Here is a 17,846-nt window from a genome sequence, read left to right as displayed (position 1 = left end):
TAATATATTTTATTAAAAAGATGCTTTAATTTATAGACTTTTTGATTTTGAACAGCTGCTTATAATAATTAGATAAATATTATAAAAAGGAAATTAAAATTAAATTTAACATATAATTCTGTCTTACAAGTTGTATTTGTATTCAATAATATATATTATAAAGATAGATATTATTTAGTTTATACAGTAGTGTAAACTAGTAAAATTAGAAATTATTTTTATAATGGAGGATTTACTATGAACTTAAAAGAGACAGCATTAAAGTTTCATAAAGATTTTCAAGGGAAAATTGCACTTCACTGTAAGGTACCGGTAAATAATAAAGAAGATATGACACTAGCGTATACACCAGGAGTAGCAGAGCCTTGTATGGAAATAAGCAAAGATTATGATAAGGTTTATGATTATACATCAAAAGGAAATTGGGTAGCTGTAGTAACTAATGGTACTGCGGTATTAGGTCTTGGAGATATAGGGGCAGCAGCAGGACTACCAGTTATGGAAGGAAAATCAGTATTATTTAAAGCTTTTGCAGGAGTAGATGCTTTTCCTATATGTCTTGACACAAAGGATAGCAAAAAGATAATAGAAACTGTTAAATTAATGGAAAGCTCATTTGGAGGCGTTAACCTAGAAGACATAAAAGCTCCAGAATGCTTTGAAATAGAAGAAGAGCTTAAAAAAATATGCAATATTCCAATATTCCATGATGATCAACATGGTACAGCAGTAGTTTCATTAGCTTGCTTATTTAATGCAGTAAAATTAGCTAATAAGAAAATGGAAGATATAAAAGTAGTTATTAATGGTGCAGGTGCAGCAGGAATAGCCATAGCAAAATTACTTATAAGATTGAATGTAAAAGATGTAATACTTTGCGATACTCAAGGAGCTATATACGAAGGCCGCACGGTAAAAATGAATAAATATAAAGAAGAGATGGCTAAAATATCTAATAAGGATAAAGAACAAGGAACTTTAGAAGAAGTTTTAAAAGGTAAAGATGTATTCTTAGGAGTATCTGTAGCTAACTGTGTTACTAGTGAAATGGTTAAATCTATGAACAAAGATGCTATAGTTATGGCAATGGCGAATCCTAATCCAGAAATATTACCTAACATTGCAAAAGAAGCAGGAGCTAAGGTTGTTTGTACTGGTAGATCAGACTTTCCAAACCAAGTTAATAATGTACTAGCTTTTCCAGGAATATTTAGAGGAGCTTTAGATGTTAGAGCTTCAGAAATAAATGACGAAATGAAAATAGCTGCAGCTAGAGCCATAGCTGAAATTATTACTGATGAAGAGTTAAATGAAGATTATGTTATTCCAGAACCATTTGATTTGAGAATAGCACCTAAGGTAGCTGAATATGTGGCAAGAGCAGCTATAAAAACTAAAGTAAATAGAATAGATGTAAAACCAGAAGAAATTTATGAAAAAACTAAGAGAATAATAGAAAAATAAGAAAAGGGCTTCTATGAAGCCTTTTTCTTACAATATATATACATAGTATATAAGTAATCTAAGTAAATTTATTTTACATTTAATATGAAACAAAACAGTAAACTCTAGAATATAAATTTTATAGAATTATGGAAAATTAGTATTCAATCAAAACTTCCTTTAATAAATCTGGACAGTTTGTAATAATTCCATCTACTTTCATATCTATAAGTTTCCTCATATAGTTAACATCATCTACTGTATAAATATTAATTTCTAAGTTATTTTTATGAGCTTTTTCAATTAACTCTTTCCTTAAACTTTTATATGGTAGGTGGAGAGCGTTAGGCTTAATTGGATATAAATATTCATCTACATCTTTAATTTTTTTCTCAAATAATAATCCAGTGGGAATATTACTATTAAGTTTTTTACATTTATTCATTGAATCATGATTAAAACTAGATAAAATTATCTTATTCTCTATACTTTCTTTCATTATATGGAAAAGCAGTTTTTCTTCTATATTCCTATAGAATATTATAGAGTTTTTAATTTCAAAATTAATTTTAATATCTTTATTTTTGTACATTCTATAAGCTCTTCTACAGAAGGAATTTTACATTTAGAAAATGCTCTATCCTTAAAACTCCCAGCATCAAGCTTTCTAAGCTCATTATAGGTATAATTTTTTACAAGACCTATACCATTAGTAGTTCTATCTAAATACTCATCATGTATAAGTACAAGTACACCATCTTTTGTCATTTGAACATCTGTTTCTATTCCAGTGCAGCCCATTTCTATAGCCTTTTCAAAGGCAACCATTGTATTTTCAGGATAATACATACTAGCTCCTCTATGAGCAAAATTAATAATCATAATATCGACCTCTTAATAAATTATATTTTTTATAAAGGATATTTATTTTACGCAATTTAAACATATTTAAATTTAAATATATTAACATAATTAGTTATAAAAATACTTATTTTAATATTTCTTTAAAATAGAGACAATATATTAAATATATTATACTTTTATGGGATATAATATAGTATATGTATATTGACATTTTTAGAACAAAGTAATAAAATCAGAATTGTTAAAAGTAAATAAATTTTACACAATGGCGTGTGAATATAAAAAAGAGTAATGGTGCTCCTTAAGATTTTCTTAAGGAGCCTTTTTTGTTATATATGTGCTAGGAGTCTTAAAAAATAACTACTCATGGATGAATTTAGTTATTTTATTTCCGAATCCTATATCATATATGAATAATCTGGTTAACAACTAATTGATAATTAACAAAAGATAGTTTTATAGATAAGAAAAACTTTAAAATTTCCTTAATAGTTAAAGTGAATTTTAAAGTTTATTTGAAGATATAGAAAACGATATATATTTAAATAAATAAAAATTCTAATGTTAATTATCAATTCAAAAATAAAAAGTAGGAAGTGATAAAATGAGCAATTTTAATATGGGTCCTAAGGTTCATTTTGGAGTTGGCGAATTAAAGGAACTAAGGAATATCAATTGTAAGAGAGCTTTTATAGTAACAGACCCTTTTATGGTTACTTCAGGATTTATTAACAAGGTTACTGAACATTTAGAAGCAGCTTCAATTGCATATGAAATTTTCTCTGAAATAGTCCCAGATCCACCGCTTGAGGTAGTATCAAAGGGAATAAAAGCTATGGATAAATTTGATCCAGATGCTTTAATTGCTATGGGGGGAGGTTCTGCTATTGATGCTTCTAAAGCAATAAGCTACTTTAGAGCATTAGTTAAGAAAGGAATAAGCCCTGAAATAGAGGTTAAAAAACCACTATTCATAGCTATACCTACTACAAGTGGAACAGGATCTGAAGTTACTGCATTTTCAGTAATTACAGACAAAAAGTTTAATGTGAAATATCCTTTAGTAGATGAGGATATGGTACCAGATATGGCAATATTAGATGCTGAACTAGTAAAATCTGTTCCTCCAGCAATAACAGCAGATACAGGTATAGATGTTTTAACTCACGCTATTGAGGCTTATGTATCAACAAAAAATTCAGATTTTACTGATGCCTTAGCAGAAAAAGCAATAAAATTAGTATTTAAATATTTACCAAAAGCTTATAAAGATGGATCAGATTTAGAAGCAAGAGAAAAGATGCATAATGCTTCTTGCATAGCAGGAATAGCATTTACTAACTCTTCGCTAGGAGTTAATCATAGTATGGCACATATACTTGGTGGTAGATTCCATATACCACATGGTAAAGCTAATGCATTAGTATTACCTTATGTAATAGAGTATAATGCAGATATTAAATCTATAGGTAGAAATGAATACACAAAAGCAGCAGAAAGATATGCTGAAATAGCAAGATTCTTAGGTCTTACAAGCTCTAATAGTGTACGTGAAGGGGTTAAGGCATTAATCAATGGGGTAAAAAATCTAATTAGATCTTTAGGAATACCTAACAAAATTAAAGATTTAAACATTTCAAGCAGCGAATTTGATAAAAACTTAACTGATATGGCTGAGATAGCTTTAAAAGATGGATGTACTCCTACTAACCCAAGAGAACCTAAGGTTGAAGAGCTTAAAGAACTATTTAAAAAAGTATATAATGGAATGTAAGATATATCAATATTAATAAGTTTATTATATTTTTTACAAATTAATTGACAATTAATTTAACAACATATATAATTAAAACATAAAGATTTTGAGTTAAAGTTGTTCAATGGCGTGCAACAAATTAATTAGAGCAATGAAGCTTCTTAAAAGTACTAATGGTGTATTTTTAGGGAGCTTTTTATGCTTTTGAGATTGGAGTGAGATCTTTGGAAGAAAAACAAAGGGTCATACAAGAATATGTACCAGGAAAACAGATTACACTAGCTCACCTAATCGCTCATCCTAATAAAACGGTTTATAAAAAATTAGGACTTAGTGATGAATATAACGAAGCAATTGGAATTTTAACAATAACTCCAAGCGAAGCAGCTATAATTGCAGCAGATGTAGCTACTAAATCCGCAGGAGTTGAAATCGGTTTTGTTGATAGATTCAGTGGCTCATTAGTAATAACAGGAGATGTTTCTAGCGTAGAAGCTTCACTGAATGAAGTTTGTGATATGCTAAGTAGTGTACTTTCATTCTCCATAGCAAAAATCACAAAATCTTAGGAGGTAAGTTTTGTGAAAAAAATAATGTTTATTGGTACAACAGGGTCTGGAAAGACTACTTTAACCCAAGCGTTAAACAACGAAAAGATAGAATATAAGAAAACTCAGGCTGTAGATTTTAATAATTATATTATTGATACACCTGGAGAATATATAGATAGTAGAGTTTATTATAATGCACTGATTGTAACCTCATCAGATGCAGATGTAATAGCCTTGATACAAGATTGTAGCAGAGAACTAAGTGTTTTCCCTCCGGCTTTTGGCAATATCTTTTCTAAACATGTCATAGGAATTTGTACGAAAACTGATTTATGCAAAAGTAAAGAAGATTTAAATCGTGCAGAAGAGTTTTTAAAACAAGCAGGAGCAGAAAGAATATTCATGGTAAGCTCAATAAATAATGATGGATTAGAAAAATTAAAAAAATATTTGGAATGGAAATAGGATTTTTGTGTTAAAATAAGATTTATACAAAACTTATTAAAAATTCCAAAAGAGGTGTAGAATATGACTAAAAGAATTGTAATAGCCGATGATGAACCTATTACAAGAATGGATATTAGGGAAATGTTAGAAGAGGCAGGTTACAGTGTTGTAGCTGAAGCTTCAGATGGTTTTGACGCCATCGAAATGTGTAGAAAACATTTACCGGATCTAATAATTATGGACATAAAAATGCCTTTATTAGATGGATTAAATGCATCTAAGATAATCAATCAAGAAGGCTTAGCCAGTGGAATAGTGCTTTTAAGTGCTTATAGTGACAAAACATTTATTGAAAAGGCAAAAGAGGTAGGGGTAATAGGTTACTTAGTTAAACCTTTAGATAACAAATCTTTAATTCCTAATATAGAGGTTTGTTTAGCAAAATCAAGAGAATTTAAAAAGATTAAAGATGATATAAAAAGCGTTGAGAAAAAACTACAAGCTAGAAAAATTATAGAAAAAGCCAAAGGCATATTAATGAAGCAAAATGGCATAACAGAAGATGAAGCTTATAGTAATATAAGAAATTTAAGTATGAAAAAGAGAGTAACTATGGAAGAGATTTCGCAGATAATTGTAATGAGTGAAGAATAATTAGTAAGTAGGAATGAATATGAGTGAAATAAGAAGATTATGTTTAAAATATACTTGCTTAAGTGAAAGTGACATATTAATTATAGAAAATATAGCTACCACTCTTCAGCTAATTGCTGATTCGGCAAATGCAGACGTCTTCATAGATTGTCCAACTAAACATAATGGAGAAGCAATAGTTGTAGCGGAGGCAAAACCAAGTACTAAAAGCTCATTATATAAAGAAAAGGTAGTTGGGAAATTTGCAGTAAGAGAAAATGAACCGGCATCACTTAGAACCTTAGAAATAGGAATGCCATCAAGAGATTTAAAGGCAATAACTCAAGAATACATAAAAGTTAAGCAAAGTGTAGAACCTATTAGAAATAAAGAAAATAAGACTATCGGTGTTTTAATTGTTGAAAAGGATGTAACAGAGACTTTAAATAGTAATAGAAAGATAGAAATATTAGCAAGAACTAACGAAGAACTTACATCTCAAATAACTAATAGGAGTTACAAAGAGAGTGATATAACATATCACATAAATGATGCTATACTTATTTTTGATGAAAATGGAGTACTAAGATTTAAGAATCCTGTAGCAGAGCAACTTTATAAAAAACTAGGGTATAAAGAAGAATTAATAGGCATGGATTTTTCTAATTTATCTTTGTATAATTGTTCTTTTGAAGAAATTATGAATAGTGACTGTATAGATGTTAAAGACATAGATATAGGGGATGTTTCACTTCAAGTCAAATATATTGTACAAAGTAGTAAGGTATTAAATTTAGTAATGCTTATTAGTGATGTTACAGATATGAGGCAAAAAGAAAAAGAACTCATATTAAAATCTGTAGTAATAAAAGAAATTCATCATAGAGTTAAAAATAACCTTCAAACCATTGCTAGTCTTTTAAGACTTCAATCAAGAAGAATTAAAGGAGAAGAGTTTACCAATGCTATAAATGAAAGTATAAACAGAATATTGAGTATAGCAGCAACTCATGAAATATTAGCAAAGCAAGGTATTGATGAAGTAAATATAAAAGAAGTTATAAATAAAATAAAAGCAAGCATAATAAGTTTTGAAAAGAGAGATAATGTAGATTTACAAGTAAGCTTAGAAGGTGATGATTTTTCAATTAACTCTGACAAATCTACATCTATAGCCTTAGTTGTAAACGAGTTACTTCAAAATTCATTAAAACATGCTTTTAAGGATAGAGCTACTGGAAAGATAACAATAAAAATTCAAAAAGGTAATATTTATTCAACTATTTCTGTCATAGATGATGGGGTAGGGTTTGATGTTAACTCTGTGAAAGAAAGTAGCTTAGGACTTATGATAGTAAGAAGTTTAGTTAATGATAAACTAAATGGTAATTTAAATATATATTCAAATTCTCAAGGAACTAAAGCTGTTTTTGATTTTAAAAATTAAATATTAAGCACAATGTAGTGTTTATGTAGTGGCAATGAAGCCCAGAGTATTTATTATTAAATAGTTATACTATAACTATTTAATAATAAAAATTCTGGGCTTTAATATTTAGCAAATAATTTACAGTTAATAGATATAAAATTTTATATTTTTTAATTGTAAGCTAAAAAAGTGAGGTGAGAAGAAGTGAGAGAAGAAATTTTAAGCGTTGGTATAGATATTGGAACATCTACTACTCAGCTTGTATTTAGTAATATAACCATTGAAAATACAGCAAGTAACTTTTCTGTACCAAGAATTAAAATTGTTGATAAAAACATTATTTATAGAAGTGAAATTTATTTTACTCCACTTATTACTCAAACAAAGATAGATAAAGATAAGGTAAGAGAAATAATAGAAGGCGAATATAAAAATGCCGGAGTTAAGCCAAGTGATGTAGAAACTGGTGCTGTCATAATTACTGGAGAAACTGCTAGAAAAGAAAACGCAAACGAAGTTCTTCAGAGTTTAAGTGGATTTGCTGGTGATTTTGTAGTAGCTACAGCTGGACCAGATTTAGAATCAATTATCGCTGGAAGAGGAGCAGGTGCAGATAAGATATCCGATGAAGAAAATGCTTATGTTGTAAATATCGATATAGGTGGAGGGACATCTAATCTAGCTTTATTTAAGAATGGTGAATTAGTTGATACTGGATGTTTAGATATAGGTGGAAGACTTATAAAAATAGATAAGGATACTAAAAAAATCTATTATATATATCCAAAAATTAAAAAGTTAGCACAATCTATTGGTGTGAACATAGAAGTTGGAGATATTGCAGAAATTGATAAAATTAGAAAAATTGCAAGAGCAATGGCTGAAATTTTAGAAGAAGCAGTTTGCATTAAACAAAGATCATCAATGTATGATGAGATTCAAACTAACAAAGGATTAAAAGATGGCTACAACATTGAGTATATAACCTTCTCAGGAGGGGTAGCTGATTATATATATAATGAAGATTATTCAGATCCTTTCAGATTTGGAGATATGGGAGTTGTTCTAGGTGAGGAAATAAAAAATTCTAATCTAGCTAAGAGGCTTAAGGTTAAGACTGCTATTGAGACCATAAGGGCTACTGTTGTAGGTGCTGGTTCTCATACTACTGATATCAGTGGAAGTACTATAACCTATACTTCTGATGTTTTCCCAATCAAAAACCTACCAATTTTAAAATTATCTAAAGAAGATGAAGATGGTGGTTTTGAATCTATTGAAAGGGCAATAAATCAAAAACTTAAATGGTTTAATTTAGAGAATGAAAGTCAAAGGGTAGCGGTAGCGCTTAAAGGAATCAAAAATCCTTCTTTTGATGAAGTTCAAAAATTATCAAAATCGCTTATCAATGGAATGACTGAGCTTTTAGAAAAGGATTATCCGATATTTGTAATTGTCGAAAATGATATAGCTAAGGTGTTAGGTCAAACTATGTACATTCAACTAGGAAAAAAGAAAAATGTTGTTTGTATAGATAGCATCAAGGTTGAAAATGGAGACTATATAGATATTGGCAAACCATTAATAAATGGTAAGGTTGTTCCAGTAGTAATAAAAACATTAGTATTCAATTCATAATTTTTATAGAGGGGTGAAGAAAGTGATACTAAAAACAAAATTATTTGGTAAAGTGTATCAGTTCAAAGACGTTAAAGAAGTTTTAGCAAAAGCTAATGAAGAAAAGTCAGGTGATAAATTAGCTGGAGTAGCTGCTGAAACTGCTCAAGAAAGAGTAGCGGCAAAAGTTGTACTTAGCAATTTAACAGTATCAGATGTAAGAAATAATCCAGTAGTTCCATATGAAATGGATGAAATTACAAGAATTATCCAAGATTCTATTAATGAAAAAATATATGGTGAAATTAAAAATTGGACTATTGCAGAATTAAGAGAATGGATCTTAAATGAAAAAACAACAGGAGCTGACATCAGAAGAATAAGCAGAGGATTAACAAGTGAAGTTATCGCTGCAGTTGCAAAATTAATGTCTAACTTAGACTTAGTTTATGGTGCAAATAAGATTAAAGTTACTGCTCATTGTAATACAACAATTGGTGAAGCAGGAACGTTATCAGCAAGACTACAGCCTAACCATCCAACAGATGATCCAGATGGTATATTAGCTTCTGTATTAGAAGGTTTAACTTATGGTATAGGTGATGCCCTAATAGGATTAAACCCAGTTGATGATACTGTAGGAAGTGTAGTTAAGGTATTAAAAAGATTTGAAGAAACAAAACAAAAATATCAAATACCAACTCAAAACTGCGTACTTGCACACGTAACTACTCAAATGGATGCAATAAAACAAGGTGCACCAACAGACCTAATATTCCAAAGTATAGCAGGTTCTCAAAAGGGTAATGAAGCCTTCGGAATAAATGCAGCTTTAATACAAGAAGCAAGAGATTTAGCATTAAGAGAAGGAACAGCAGCAGGTCCAAACGTAATGTACTTTGAAACTGGTCAAGGATCAGAGTTATCAGCAGATGCTAACTTTGGAGCAGACCAAGTAACAATGGAAGCGAGATGCTATGGATTTGCTAGAAAGTATGAACCATTCCTAGTTAATACAGTTGTTGGATTTATAGGACCAGAGTATCTATATGACAGTAAACAAGTTATAAGAGCAGGTCTTGAAGACCATTTCATGGGTAAATTATCAGGTATTCCAATGGGATGTGACGCTTGTTACACAAACCACATGAAAGCAGATCAAAACGATATAGAAAACTTATCAATATTACTATCTACTGCAGGATGCACATACTTTATGGGAATTCCGCATGGTGATGACGTAATGCTTAACTATCAAACTACAGGATACCATGAAACAGCAGCTTTAAGAGAATTACTAGGTAAGAGACCAATAGCTGAGTTTGAAGCATGGCTTGAAAAATGGAACTTTATAGAAAATGGTAAGTTAACAGGGAACGCAGGAGACGCTTCTGTATTTCTTAAGAAGTAGAAGGGGGTAACCAAATGTTTTCAGAAAATGATTTAAAAAAATTAGTAGAGCAAGTTTTAGTTGAAATGGCAACAAAGCAAGGAGGAAACATTGTCAGTGCACCTAACAAAACTGAAGAAAGTAGTAGTGTTAATGCAAACGGAATGATTCCAGATATAACAGAAGTAGATTTAAAAACTAGACTTTTAGTTGATAACCCAGTTGATGCTGAAGGTTATTTAAAAATGAAACAACATACTCCTGCAAGACTAGGTATAGGAAGAACAGGAGCAAGATATAAAACTGAGACAATGTTAAGATTTAGAGCAGACCATGCATCAGCTCAAGACTCAGTTTTTACAGATGTTAATGAAGACTTATTAAAAGAGATGAATTTACCAATAATAAATACAATGTGTTCATCAAAAGATGAATATATAACAAGACCAGACTTAGGAAGAGCTATTTCAAAAGAAGAGTTATCAAAATTAAGTTCTTTTAAGAGAAACCCACAAGTTCAAATATATGTATCAGATGGCTTAAGTTCAAAAGCTGTAGAAGCAAATGTAAAAGATATATTACCAGCTCTAACACAAGGATTAGAAAGCTATGGTATATCAGTAGGAACTCCATTCTTTGTTAAATTAGGAAGAGTTGGAGCAATGGATGTTATTTCTGAAGAAATCGGAGCAGATGTAACTTGTTTACTTATTGGTGAGAGACCAGGTCTTGTAACTGCTGAAAGTATGAGTGCATATATAGCATACAAAGGAACAGTTGGAATGCCAGAATCAAGAAGAACAGTTGTATCTAATATACACAAAGGTGGTACTCCATCAGTTGAAGCTGGTGCATATATAGCAGATATCATCAAATTAATGTTAGAGAAAAAGGCAAGTGGATTAGATCTTAAATTATAATTCAGGAGGAATGTTATTATGAAAAATGATCAACTTCGTGCATCAGTATTAAGCGTTAAGCTAATAGCTAACGTTAATCCTGAAATGGCAAAAGAATTTGAGTTAAAGCCTGAACATAAAAGTATAGGAATAATTACTGCAGATAGTGATGATGTTACATACACTGCTTTAGATGAAGCAACAAAAGCTGCTGACGTTGAAGTTGTTTATGCAAGATCATTCTACGGTGGAGCTGCAAATGCAAATACTAAGCTTGCAGGTGAAGTAATAGGAATATTAGCAGGACCAAGTCCAGCGGAAGTAAGAAGCGGATTAAATGCTGCAGTAGACTTTATTGAAAGTGGAGTTGCAACATTCTATAGTGCTAATGAAGATGATAGCATTGTATACTATGCGCAACCTATATCAAGAACAGGTTCATATCTTTCTAAAACAGCAGGAATTAAAGAAGGTGAAGCATTAGCTTATTTAATAGCTCCACCATTAGAATCAATGTACGCATTAGATGCAGCTATGAAAGCAGCAGCAGTTGAATTAAAAGCATTCTTTGGACCACCATCTGAAACAAACTTTGGTGGAGGGTTGTTAACTGGAAGCCAATCTGCTGTAAAAGCAGCTTGTGATGCATTTGCCGAAGCAGTTAAGTTTGTAGCAGATAATCCTACAGATTACTAGAATTAGGTTGTTGTTATGAAAGAATCAACATTAGGCCTTTTAGAAACATATGGATTTGTAGGGGCTGTTGAAGGATTAGATGTAGCTTTAAAATCTGCAAATGTTAAACTTGTAAGCTGTGAATTTGTTACAGGTGGTATTGTTACTATACTTATTACTGGAGATGTAGCTTCTGTAAAAGCTTCAATAGAAGCTGCTTGCTCAGCTGTAGATAGATTAGGTAGCTTAAGAAATGCTCATGTTATAGCAAGGGCAGAAGATAATGTATGGAACATACTAGATAGTAAAAAGAAAGATAGTTCTAAAAAGACAGAGGAAATATCAGTAAGCGATAAAATCTTACCTACTAAAGTGGAGAATGAAAATACTGATAATGATGTAAAAGATACAGTAGATAACATAGAAGAAGAGAAATTAGATACTGTAGATGAGATTCAAGAATCAGAGGATGATTCAATTGCAATAGAGGATAAAAAAGACATAAAACTTAGCTTTGAGAATCGTGAAGAGCTAGAAGTATTAAAAGTTCCTGAACTTAGAACTATTGCAAGAGAATTAAAAGAAAGAAAAAAGCTTTCACTTACAAAAAAACAAATCAAATTTAGTAAGAAAGATCAGCTTATTGAAGCCATACTGAAGGAACAGTAGGAGGAAATAAAAATGGAAATGGTAGATAAAGACTTAATATCAATACAAGAAACTAGAAATCTTATCATTAACGCTAAAAAAGCTCAAGAAATATATAAAACTTTTTCTCAAGAAAAGGTTAATTCAATAGTAAAGGCTATAGCAGAAGCTGGAGAGCGTGAAGCTGTTAAATTAGCTAAAATGGCTTGGGAAGAAACTGGATTTGGAAAATGGCAAGATAAAGTTGTTAAGAATGTATTTGCCAGTAAATTAGTTTATGAAAATATGAAAGACTTAAAAACTATTGGAATTATAAATGAAGATAAGGTAAACAAAGTTTTTGATGTAGCTGTGCCAGTAGGAGTTATTGCTGGATTAATTCCATCAACAAACCCAACATCTTCAACAATATACAAAGTGTTAATTGCATTAAAATCAGGAAATGCTATAGTAATTTCACCACATCCAAATGCAAAAAACTGTATTATTGAAACTGCAAAAATATTAAATGAAGCAGCAATAAAGGCAGGAGCTCCAGAAGGATTAATTGGATGTATAACAGTTCCATCACTTCAAGGTACAAATGAATTGATGAGTCATAAAGATACATCATTAATACTTGCTACTGGTGGAGAGGCTATGGTTAAAGCAGCTTATAGCTCAGGAACACCAGCTATAGGAGTTGGACCAGGAAACGGACCAGCATTCATAGATAAGTCAGCAAATGTTTCTTTAGCAGTTAAGAGAATTATTGATAGTAAAACTTTCGATAATGGAGTAATTTGTGCTTCAGAGCAATCAATAGTAGTAGAGGAATCTATGAAAGAGATTGTTAAGGCTGAGCTTATAAAACAAGGAATGTACTTCTTAAATGAAGAAGAATCTGCTAAGCTTGGAAACTTCATATTAAGAGCTAATGGAACAATGAATCCACAAATTGTTGGTAAAAGTGTAGAAACATTAGCTGAAATGGCTAAATTAGACGTTCCTCATGGAACAAAAGTATTAATATCAGAACAAACTACAGTGGGCAAAAGTAATCCTTATTCAAGAGAAAAACTTACTCCAATATTAGCATTTTACACAGTAAAAAATGTTGAAGAAGGAATAAAACTTTGCACAGAAATATTAATGAATGAAGGTAAAGGTCATACTTTAGTATTACACTGTGAAAATGAAGAAATTATAAAAGAATTTGGATTAAGAATTCCAGTTTCTCGTCTATTAGTTAATACACCAGGTGCTTTAGGTGGAATTGGAGGATCAACAAATCTTACTCCAGCACTTACATTAGGTTGTGGTGCTATAGGTGGAAGTTCAACTTCTGATAACATAGGACCAATGAACTTAATAAATATAAAAAGAGTAGCTTGTGGTGTTAGAGAGCTAGAAGAACTTAGAGGAAATGAAGCTCAATGTGAAAACGCACCAACTACAATTTCTAAAGATCAATTAGATTTAATTGTGAATAAAATCATTGAAAGATTAGCACAAATAAAGTAAGCAATAAAATATTAACATAAATTTAGTTAAAATTTTAAAAAATAATTTTTATGCAATTTAAGGAGGAATTTTAAAATGGCAAATATGAACGCATTAGGAATGATTGAAACTAAAGGATTAGTGGGAGCTATAGAAGCAGCAGATGCAATGGTTAAAGCTGCAAACGTAACTTTAATAGGAAAAGAGCAAATTGGTGCTGGATTAGTTACTGTTATGGTAAGAGGAGATGTTGGAGCTGTTAAAGCTGCTACAGACGCAGGAGCTGCTGCTGCTGAAAGAGTTGGAGAATTAATATCAGTTCATGTAATTCCAAGACCACATGGTGAAGTTGAAGTTATACTTCCAAAATACGAACAACAATAGTTTAAATTTAGATAATCCTAAAAATTATTAATATAGCTAGGTATCTTTAAATAAATAACTAATTAGCATTTTGATGCAGTTTATGTCATACACATTGCAATAATCTATAGATAGCAATACTATCTATGAAATTTGCTCTTTACTTGGCACAAAATACATTAGAGTCTTTGATAAATTATCTTATTTCAGATACCAAACCAAAGTCTAAAGATTTCTACAATTCATCACAAAAGCTCGTGCCAAATGGCATGAGCGTGATGAATGTAGAATGATATAGATTATATAACTTGTAGTATTTTATGCTACAAGTATTGTGATTTAACAAATTAATGTCCATCTTATATAAGGATGTGAGATGATGAGTGTTTTAACAGAAAGTGTTTTAAGAAGTAAACTGAGAAATGAAAATTTAACAGAATATGTTGTGGAAAAAGGAGCAATAATAACTCCGTCAGCAAGACAATATTTACAAGATAAAAATATAAAATTAGTTTATAAAGAAGAACAAACTAAAGAAAGTAATCAGAATATTCAAAGGGAAGAAAAAATATTTAACCCTAAATATGTTCAGATAAATGGTGGAGTTTTTGAAAATAAACCGGAACATATGACTCAACTAAATGGTAATAAATTAGTAGAAAAAGATCACAGAAGGATTATACTAAGAGGAAAATTAGATAGCCTTCAAGCTAAAATATTACAAACTCAAATTCAATGTAAAAACCTAAATGAAAAAAAGGTTCTAAAGGATTTAGAAGATATTTTAGCTTATGCAAGAAAAATATTAGAAGTAGAAGTAACAGAAAAAGAATTACCAGAAGTTGCTTTGATTGGGTTAAATTCAGAAGAATTAAGAGCTGTTTCTCATAACCCTAAAAAATATTTTAACATAGACCATATAATTTTCCCAAGTTATGAAATGGGAGATATAGTTGTAGCTTTAAATGCATTAAGAGCAGAGAGTAGAGAAGTTGAAATTGATGCATTAAAAGCATTTAAAAACCAAGATGGAGAACTATCTAGAAATGATATAGCACTAGCTTTGAATAGATTAAGTAGTTGTTTTTATATAATGATGTGCAAGTATGTTTCTGGAAAGTACAAATAAGAGGTGACAATTTTGAGTACAGTAGATTTAAATGTTAATTATATTATAGATGAAGTAATTAAAAGACTACAAGGTGGAGAAGAAGATAACACAGTGCTTGTAGAAGCTTCTGGCCGTCATGTTCATCTTTCACAAGAAGATGTAGAGACTCTTTTTGGAAAAGGTTATCAACTGACTAATAAAAGAGAACTATCTCAACCAGGCCAATATTTATGTGAAGAAAAGGTTACTCTTATAGGACCTAAAGGAACATTACAAAATGTTTCTGTTTTAGGACCAGTAAGAGGAAAGACTCAAGTAGAATTATCAAAAAGTGATGCTGTTTCTATAGGAGTAAATGCTCCCGTTAGAATGTCAGGAGATATTAAAGGCACTCCTTCTATAATTCTTGCTACACCAAAATCAGTATTGAGAATAGAAGAAGGTGTTATTGCAGCTAAAAGACACATACACATAACACCAGAAGATGCAGCAAAGTTTGGGGTAAAAGATCAAGAGGAAATTAAAATTAAAGTAGGCGGAGAAAGAGGATTAATGTTTGAAAATGTTGCTGTTAGAGTAAGTAGTAAATTTAGAACAGCTATACATCTTGACTATGACGAAGCAAATGCTTGTGGTTTCACAAAAGGACTTCGTGCAACAATAGTTAAGTAGAAAGGATTAATTTATGAAAGGCTTAAACGAAGTAGATAATCTAATTAAAGCCGTTGAAAAGACCATTAAAAAGCCGGTAAAAGTAAAAAGAGACGATGAACTTTATGTTGGTGTAGATTTAGGTACAGCTTATATTGTAATAGTTGTGCTGGATAAAGAAAGAAATCCTGTTGCATGTGAAATGGAGTTTGCACAGGTAGTTAGAGATGGTCTTGTGGTTGACTTTATTGGAGCTACTAATATAGTTAGAAAATTAAAGAAAAAGATAGAAGATAAACTAGGAATTGAACTTACAAAAGCTGCTATAGCTGTTCCGCCGGGAACCAGTGAAAGAGATGTTAAAACTCATAGTTATGTAGTTGAAGGTGCAGGCATGGATGTTGTATCTGTGGAAGATGAACCTACAGCAGCAAATGCGGTATTACAAATAGACAATGGAGTTGTAGTTGATGTTGGTGGTGGAACAACTGGACTTTCCATATTTGAAAATGGAAAAGTTATATACACTGCTGATGAACCTACAGGTGGAACTCAATTATCTTTAGTTATATCAGGAGCTTACAGAATTCCATTTGAGGAAGCTGAAAATAGAAAGAAGGATCCTGAAAATTATAGAGATATATTTCCTATGGTAACACCAGTAATTCAAAAGATAGCTTCTATTGTTAGCTCTCATATAAGAGGATTTAATGTGGAGAAAATTTATTTAGTTGGTGGAACTTGCTGCTTAAAGGGAATTGAAGACATTATTCAAAAGGAAACAGGTATAGAAACAGTGAAACCAATTAATCCTTTCTTAGTTACTCCTTTGGGTATTGCAATTAACTGCGTTAAATAAGGGAGGTATGTTGATGTATAGTGAAGAATTAGTTGAACTTATAACAAAAGAAGTTATGAATAGACTGAAAATATTATTAGAAGAAAATAATAAATCAAAGAAGAAATTATTAATTCTTGAACATTCAAAAGACTTATGTCCTATATTATCTGGAGCTTTAAATGACAATAATTTCACCATAGATTGTTTAGACAATATGGGTGATATTGAAAGTTATGAAGGAATAATATTACAAAATATTTCCAATAGTGAATTAGCTAATCTTTCTTTAACGATTCAAGGGTCAATGAAAGAAAAAGTAGCAATTGAAGCAGCTTTAAAAGGCTTAAACCTATATGCTATGGAAAAAGGGGTAGAATATAAAAAATATGCTGCCACTGCTAATAGAGTTTTATTCAATACATTTAAAGATCATGAAGAAAAACTAAAAAGCTATGGGGTTAATTTTGTAGGACTAAAAGACCTTTTATCTACTTTAAAAAGTGAGAATGTCAATGTTTCTCCAAAGAGTGAAAGAAATGATGAATCAGAAGTTTCAGTTCAAATTAAAGATGAAGCAAATAAATCAATTAAGAAAAAACTAATATCTGAAACAGATTTAAGAAATTTATATAAAGATGGAGTAAGGGAAGTAGTAATTCCTAAGAAATCTATAGTGACACCACTAGCCAAAGATTTTGCTAGAATAAATAAATTACTAATAAAATTTGAGAGTTAAGGAAATTTATTAGGAGAGGAAAGGTATTTAATTATGATTATTGGAGAAGTAGTAGGAAATCTATGGGCTACGAGAAAAGATGAAAATCTTAGTGGATTTAAATTTTTAGTTGTAAGAAAACTAGATTCTAAAGGCGAAAAGACAGACAATACAATTGTGGCTGTAGATAGCGTTGGCGCAGGAATAGGTGATCAAGTGCTTATTGTTTCTGGTAGCTCTGCAAGATATGTAATTGGAGATAAGAAAGCACCAATAGATGCAACAATAGTAGGAATAGTAGATTCACTAGAATTAGTATAAACTAATTACA

General features: G+C 30.7%; 20 protein-coding genes. 18 read left to right on the top strand and 2 right to left on the bottom strand.

The features are described 5' to 3' along the window. Positions 1–237 precede the first annotated feature (237 nt). Complete coding sequence (locus ACY1IQ_RS14820) at positions 238–1,464, top strand: NAD(P)-dependent malic enzyme (protein WP_461614683.1); 1,227 nt, start codon at positions 238–240, stop codon at positions 1,462–1,464. Positions 1,465–1,600: 136 nt separating this feature from the next. Here the strand turns inward: ACY1IQ_RS14820 and ACY1IQ_RS14815 are convergent, their stop codons facing one another. Together ACY1IQ_RS14815 and ACY1IQ_RS14810 are read right to left on the bottom strand one after the other, a co-directional pair. Beyond that, on the bottom strand, positions 1,601–2,035 hold the full coding sequence (locus ACY1IQ_RS14815; RefSeq protein WP_461614682.1) for a glycerophosphodiester phosphodiesterase: 435 nt from the start codon (positions 2,033–2,035) through the stop codon (positions 1,601–1,603). Beyond that, the gene (locus ACY1IQ_RS14810; protein ID WP_461614681.1) at positions 1,984–2,325 is read right to left on the bottom strand and encodes a glycerophosphodiester phosphodiesterase family protein; all 342 of its coding nucleotides are present in this window, start codon (positions 2,323–2,325) and stop codon (positions 1,984–1,986) included. Before ACY1IQ_RS14810 ends, ACY1IQ_RS14815 begins: the two co-directional genes overlap by 52 nt. Positions 2,326–2,911: 586 nt before the next feature. Between ACY1IQ_RS14810 and ACY1IQ_RS14805 the strand changes: the two genes are divergently transcribed. From ACY1IQ_RS14805 to ACY1IQ_RS14725, 17 genes are all read left to right on the top strand, one after another. After that, positions 2,912–4,081 carry a 1-propanol dehydrogenase PduQ gene (locus tag ACY1IQ_RS14805; RefSeq protein ID WP_461614680.1) on the top strand — a complete coding sequence of 390 codons (1,170 nt, stop codon included), beginning with the start codon at positions 2,912–2,914 and terminating at the stop codon, positions 4,079–4,081. A 197-nt stretch (positions 4,082–4,278) separates the two neighbouring features. Continuing rightward, positions 4,279–4,632: an ethanolamine utilization microcompartment protein EutS gene (gene eutS / locus ACY1IQ_RS14800; RefSeq protein ID WP_461614679.1), complete on the top strand. Its 354-nt coding sequence runs from the start codon at positions 4,279–4,281 to the stop codon at positions 4,630–4,632. Positions 4,633–4,644: 12 nt separating this feature from the next. Beyond that, positions 4,645–5,079 (top strand): EutP/PduV family microcompartment system protein, encoded by a 435-nt coding sequence (locus ACY1IQ_RS14795; protein WP_461614678.1) that lies wholly within the window; start codon positions 4,645–4,647, stop codon positions 5,077–5,079. 63 nt (positions 5,080–5,142) lie between these two features. Continuing rightward, entirely contained in the window at positions 5,143–5,715 is a 573-nt protein-coding gene (locus ACY1IQ_RS14790; protein ID WP_461614677.1) for an ANTAR domain-containing response regulator, read from the top strand. Between the two features lie 19 nt (positions 5,716–5,734). Further along, entirely contained in the window at positions 5,735–7,141 is a 1,407-nt protein-coding gene (locus tag ACY1IQ_RS14785) for a histidine kinase N-terminal domain-containing protein (protein WP_461614676.1), read from the top strand. Positions 7,142–7,327: 186 nt separating this feature from the next. Continuing rightward, positions 7,328–8,761 carry an ethanolamine ammonia-lyase reactivating factor EutA gene (gene eutA / locus ACY1IQ_RS14780; protein ID WP_461614675.1) on the top strand — a complete coding sequence of 478 codons (1,434 nt, stop codon included), beginning with the start codon at positions 7,328–7,330 and terminating at the stop codon, positions 8,759–8,761. Between the two features lie 22 nt (positions 8,762–8,783). Further along, positions 8,784–10,151, top strand: a complete 1,368-nt coding sequence (locus tag ACY1IQ_RS14775) for an ethanolamine ammonia-lyase subunit EutB (RefSeq protein ID WP_461614674.1) — start codon at positions 8,784–8,786, stop codon at positions 10,149–10,151. 14 nt (positions 10,152–10,165) lie between these two features. Next, positions 10,166–11,050: an ethanolamine ammonia-lyase subunit EutC gene (gene eutC, locus ACY1IQ_RS14770; RefSeq protein WP_461614673.1), complete on the top strand. Its 885-nt coding sequence runs from the start codon at positions 10,166–10,168 to the stop codon at positions 11,048–11,050. An 18-nt stretch (positions 11,051–11,068) separates the two neighbouring features. Next, on the top strand, positions 11,069–11,725 hold the full coding sequence (gene eutL, locus ACY1IQ_RS14765; protein ID WP_461614672.1) for an ethanolamine utilization microcompartment protein EutL: 657 nt from the start codon (positions 11,069–11,071) through the stop codon (positions 11,723–11,725). A 15-nt stretch (positions 11,726–11,740) separates the two neighbouring features. Beyond that, entirely contained in the window at positions 11,741–12,373 is a 633-nt protein-coding gene (locus ACY1IQ_RS14760) for a BMC domain-containing protein (RefSeq protein WP_461614671.1), read from the top strand. 12 nt (positions 12,374–12,385) lie between these two features. Continuing rightward, on the top strand, positions 12,386–13,855 hold the full coding sequence (locus ACY1IQ_RS14755; protein WP_461614670.1) for an acetaldehyde dehydrogenase (acetylating): 1,470 nt from the start codon (positions 12,386–12,388) through the stop codon (positions 13,853–13,855). 75 nt (positions 13,856–13,930) lie between these two features. Next, positions 13,931–14,218 (top strand): ethanolamine utilization microcompartment protein EutM, encoded by a 288-nt coding sequence (gene eutM, locus ACY1IQ_RS14750; protein WP_039632247.1) that lies wholly within the window; start codon positions 13,931–13,933, stop codon positions 14,216–14,218. Positions 14,219–14,576: 358 nt separating this feature from the next. Then, positions 14,577–15,326 (top strand): cobalamin adenosyltransferase, encoded by a 750-nt coding sequence (locus ACY1IQ_RS14745; protein WP_461614669.1) that lies wholly within the window; start codon positions 14,577–14,579, stop codon positions 15,324–15,326. Positions 15,327–15,338: 12 nt separating this feature from the next. After that, positions 15,339–15,980 (top strand): ethanolamine utilization phosphate acetyltransferase EutD, encoded by a 642-nt coding sequence (eutD, locus tag ACY1IQ_RS14740; RefSeq protein WP_461614668.1) that lies wholly within the window; start codon positions 15,339–15,341, stop codon positions 15,978–15,980. A gap of 13 nt (positions 15,981–15,993) precedes the next feature. Next, positions 15,994–16,818, top strand: coding sequence for an ethanolamine utilization protein EutJ (gene eutJ, locus ACY1IQ_RS14735; protein WP_461614667.1), 825 nt, complete (start codon positions 15,994–15,996; stop codon positions 16,816–16,818). A gap of 13 nt (positions 16,819–16,831) precedes the next feature. Then, the gene (locus tag ACY1IQ_RS14730; protein ID WP_461614666.1) at positions 16,832–17,536 is read left to right on the top strand and encodes a hypothetical protein; all 705 of its coding nucleotides are present in this window, start codon (positions 16,832–16,834) and stop codon (positions 17,534–17,536) included. Positions 17,537–17,569: 33 nt separating this feature from the next. Then, positions 17,570–17,836, top strand: coding sequence for a EutN/CcmL family microcompartment protein (locus ACY1IQ_RS14725; RefSeq protein ID WP_461614665.1), 267 nt, complete (start codon positions 17,570–17,572; stop codon positions 17,834–17,836). Positions 17,837–17,846: the final 10 nt, after the last annotated feature.

The sequence above is a fragment of the Clostridium sp. Marseille-QA1073 genome (assembly GCF_054863625.1).
Note: the sequence above shows the minus strand (reverse complement) of the source record. Positions and strands in the feature narration are given on the sequence as shown.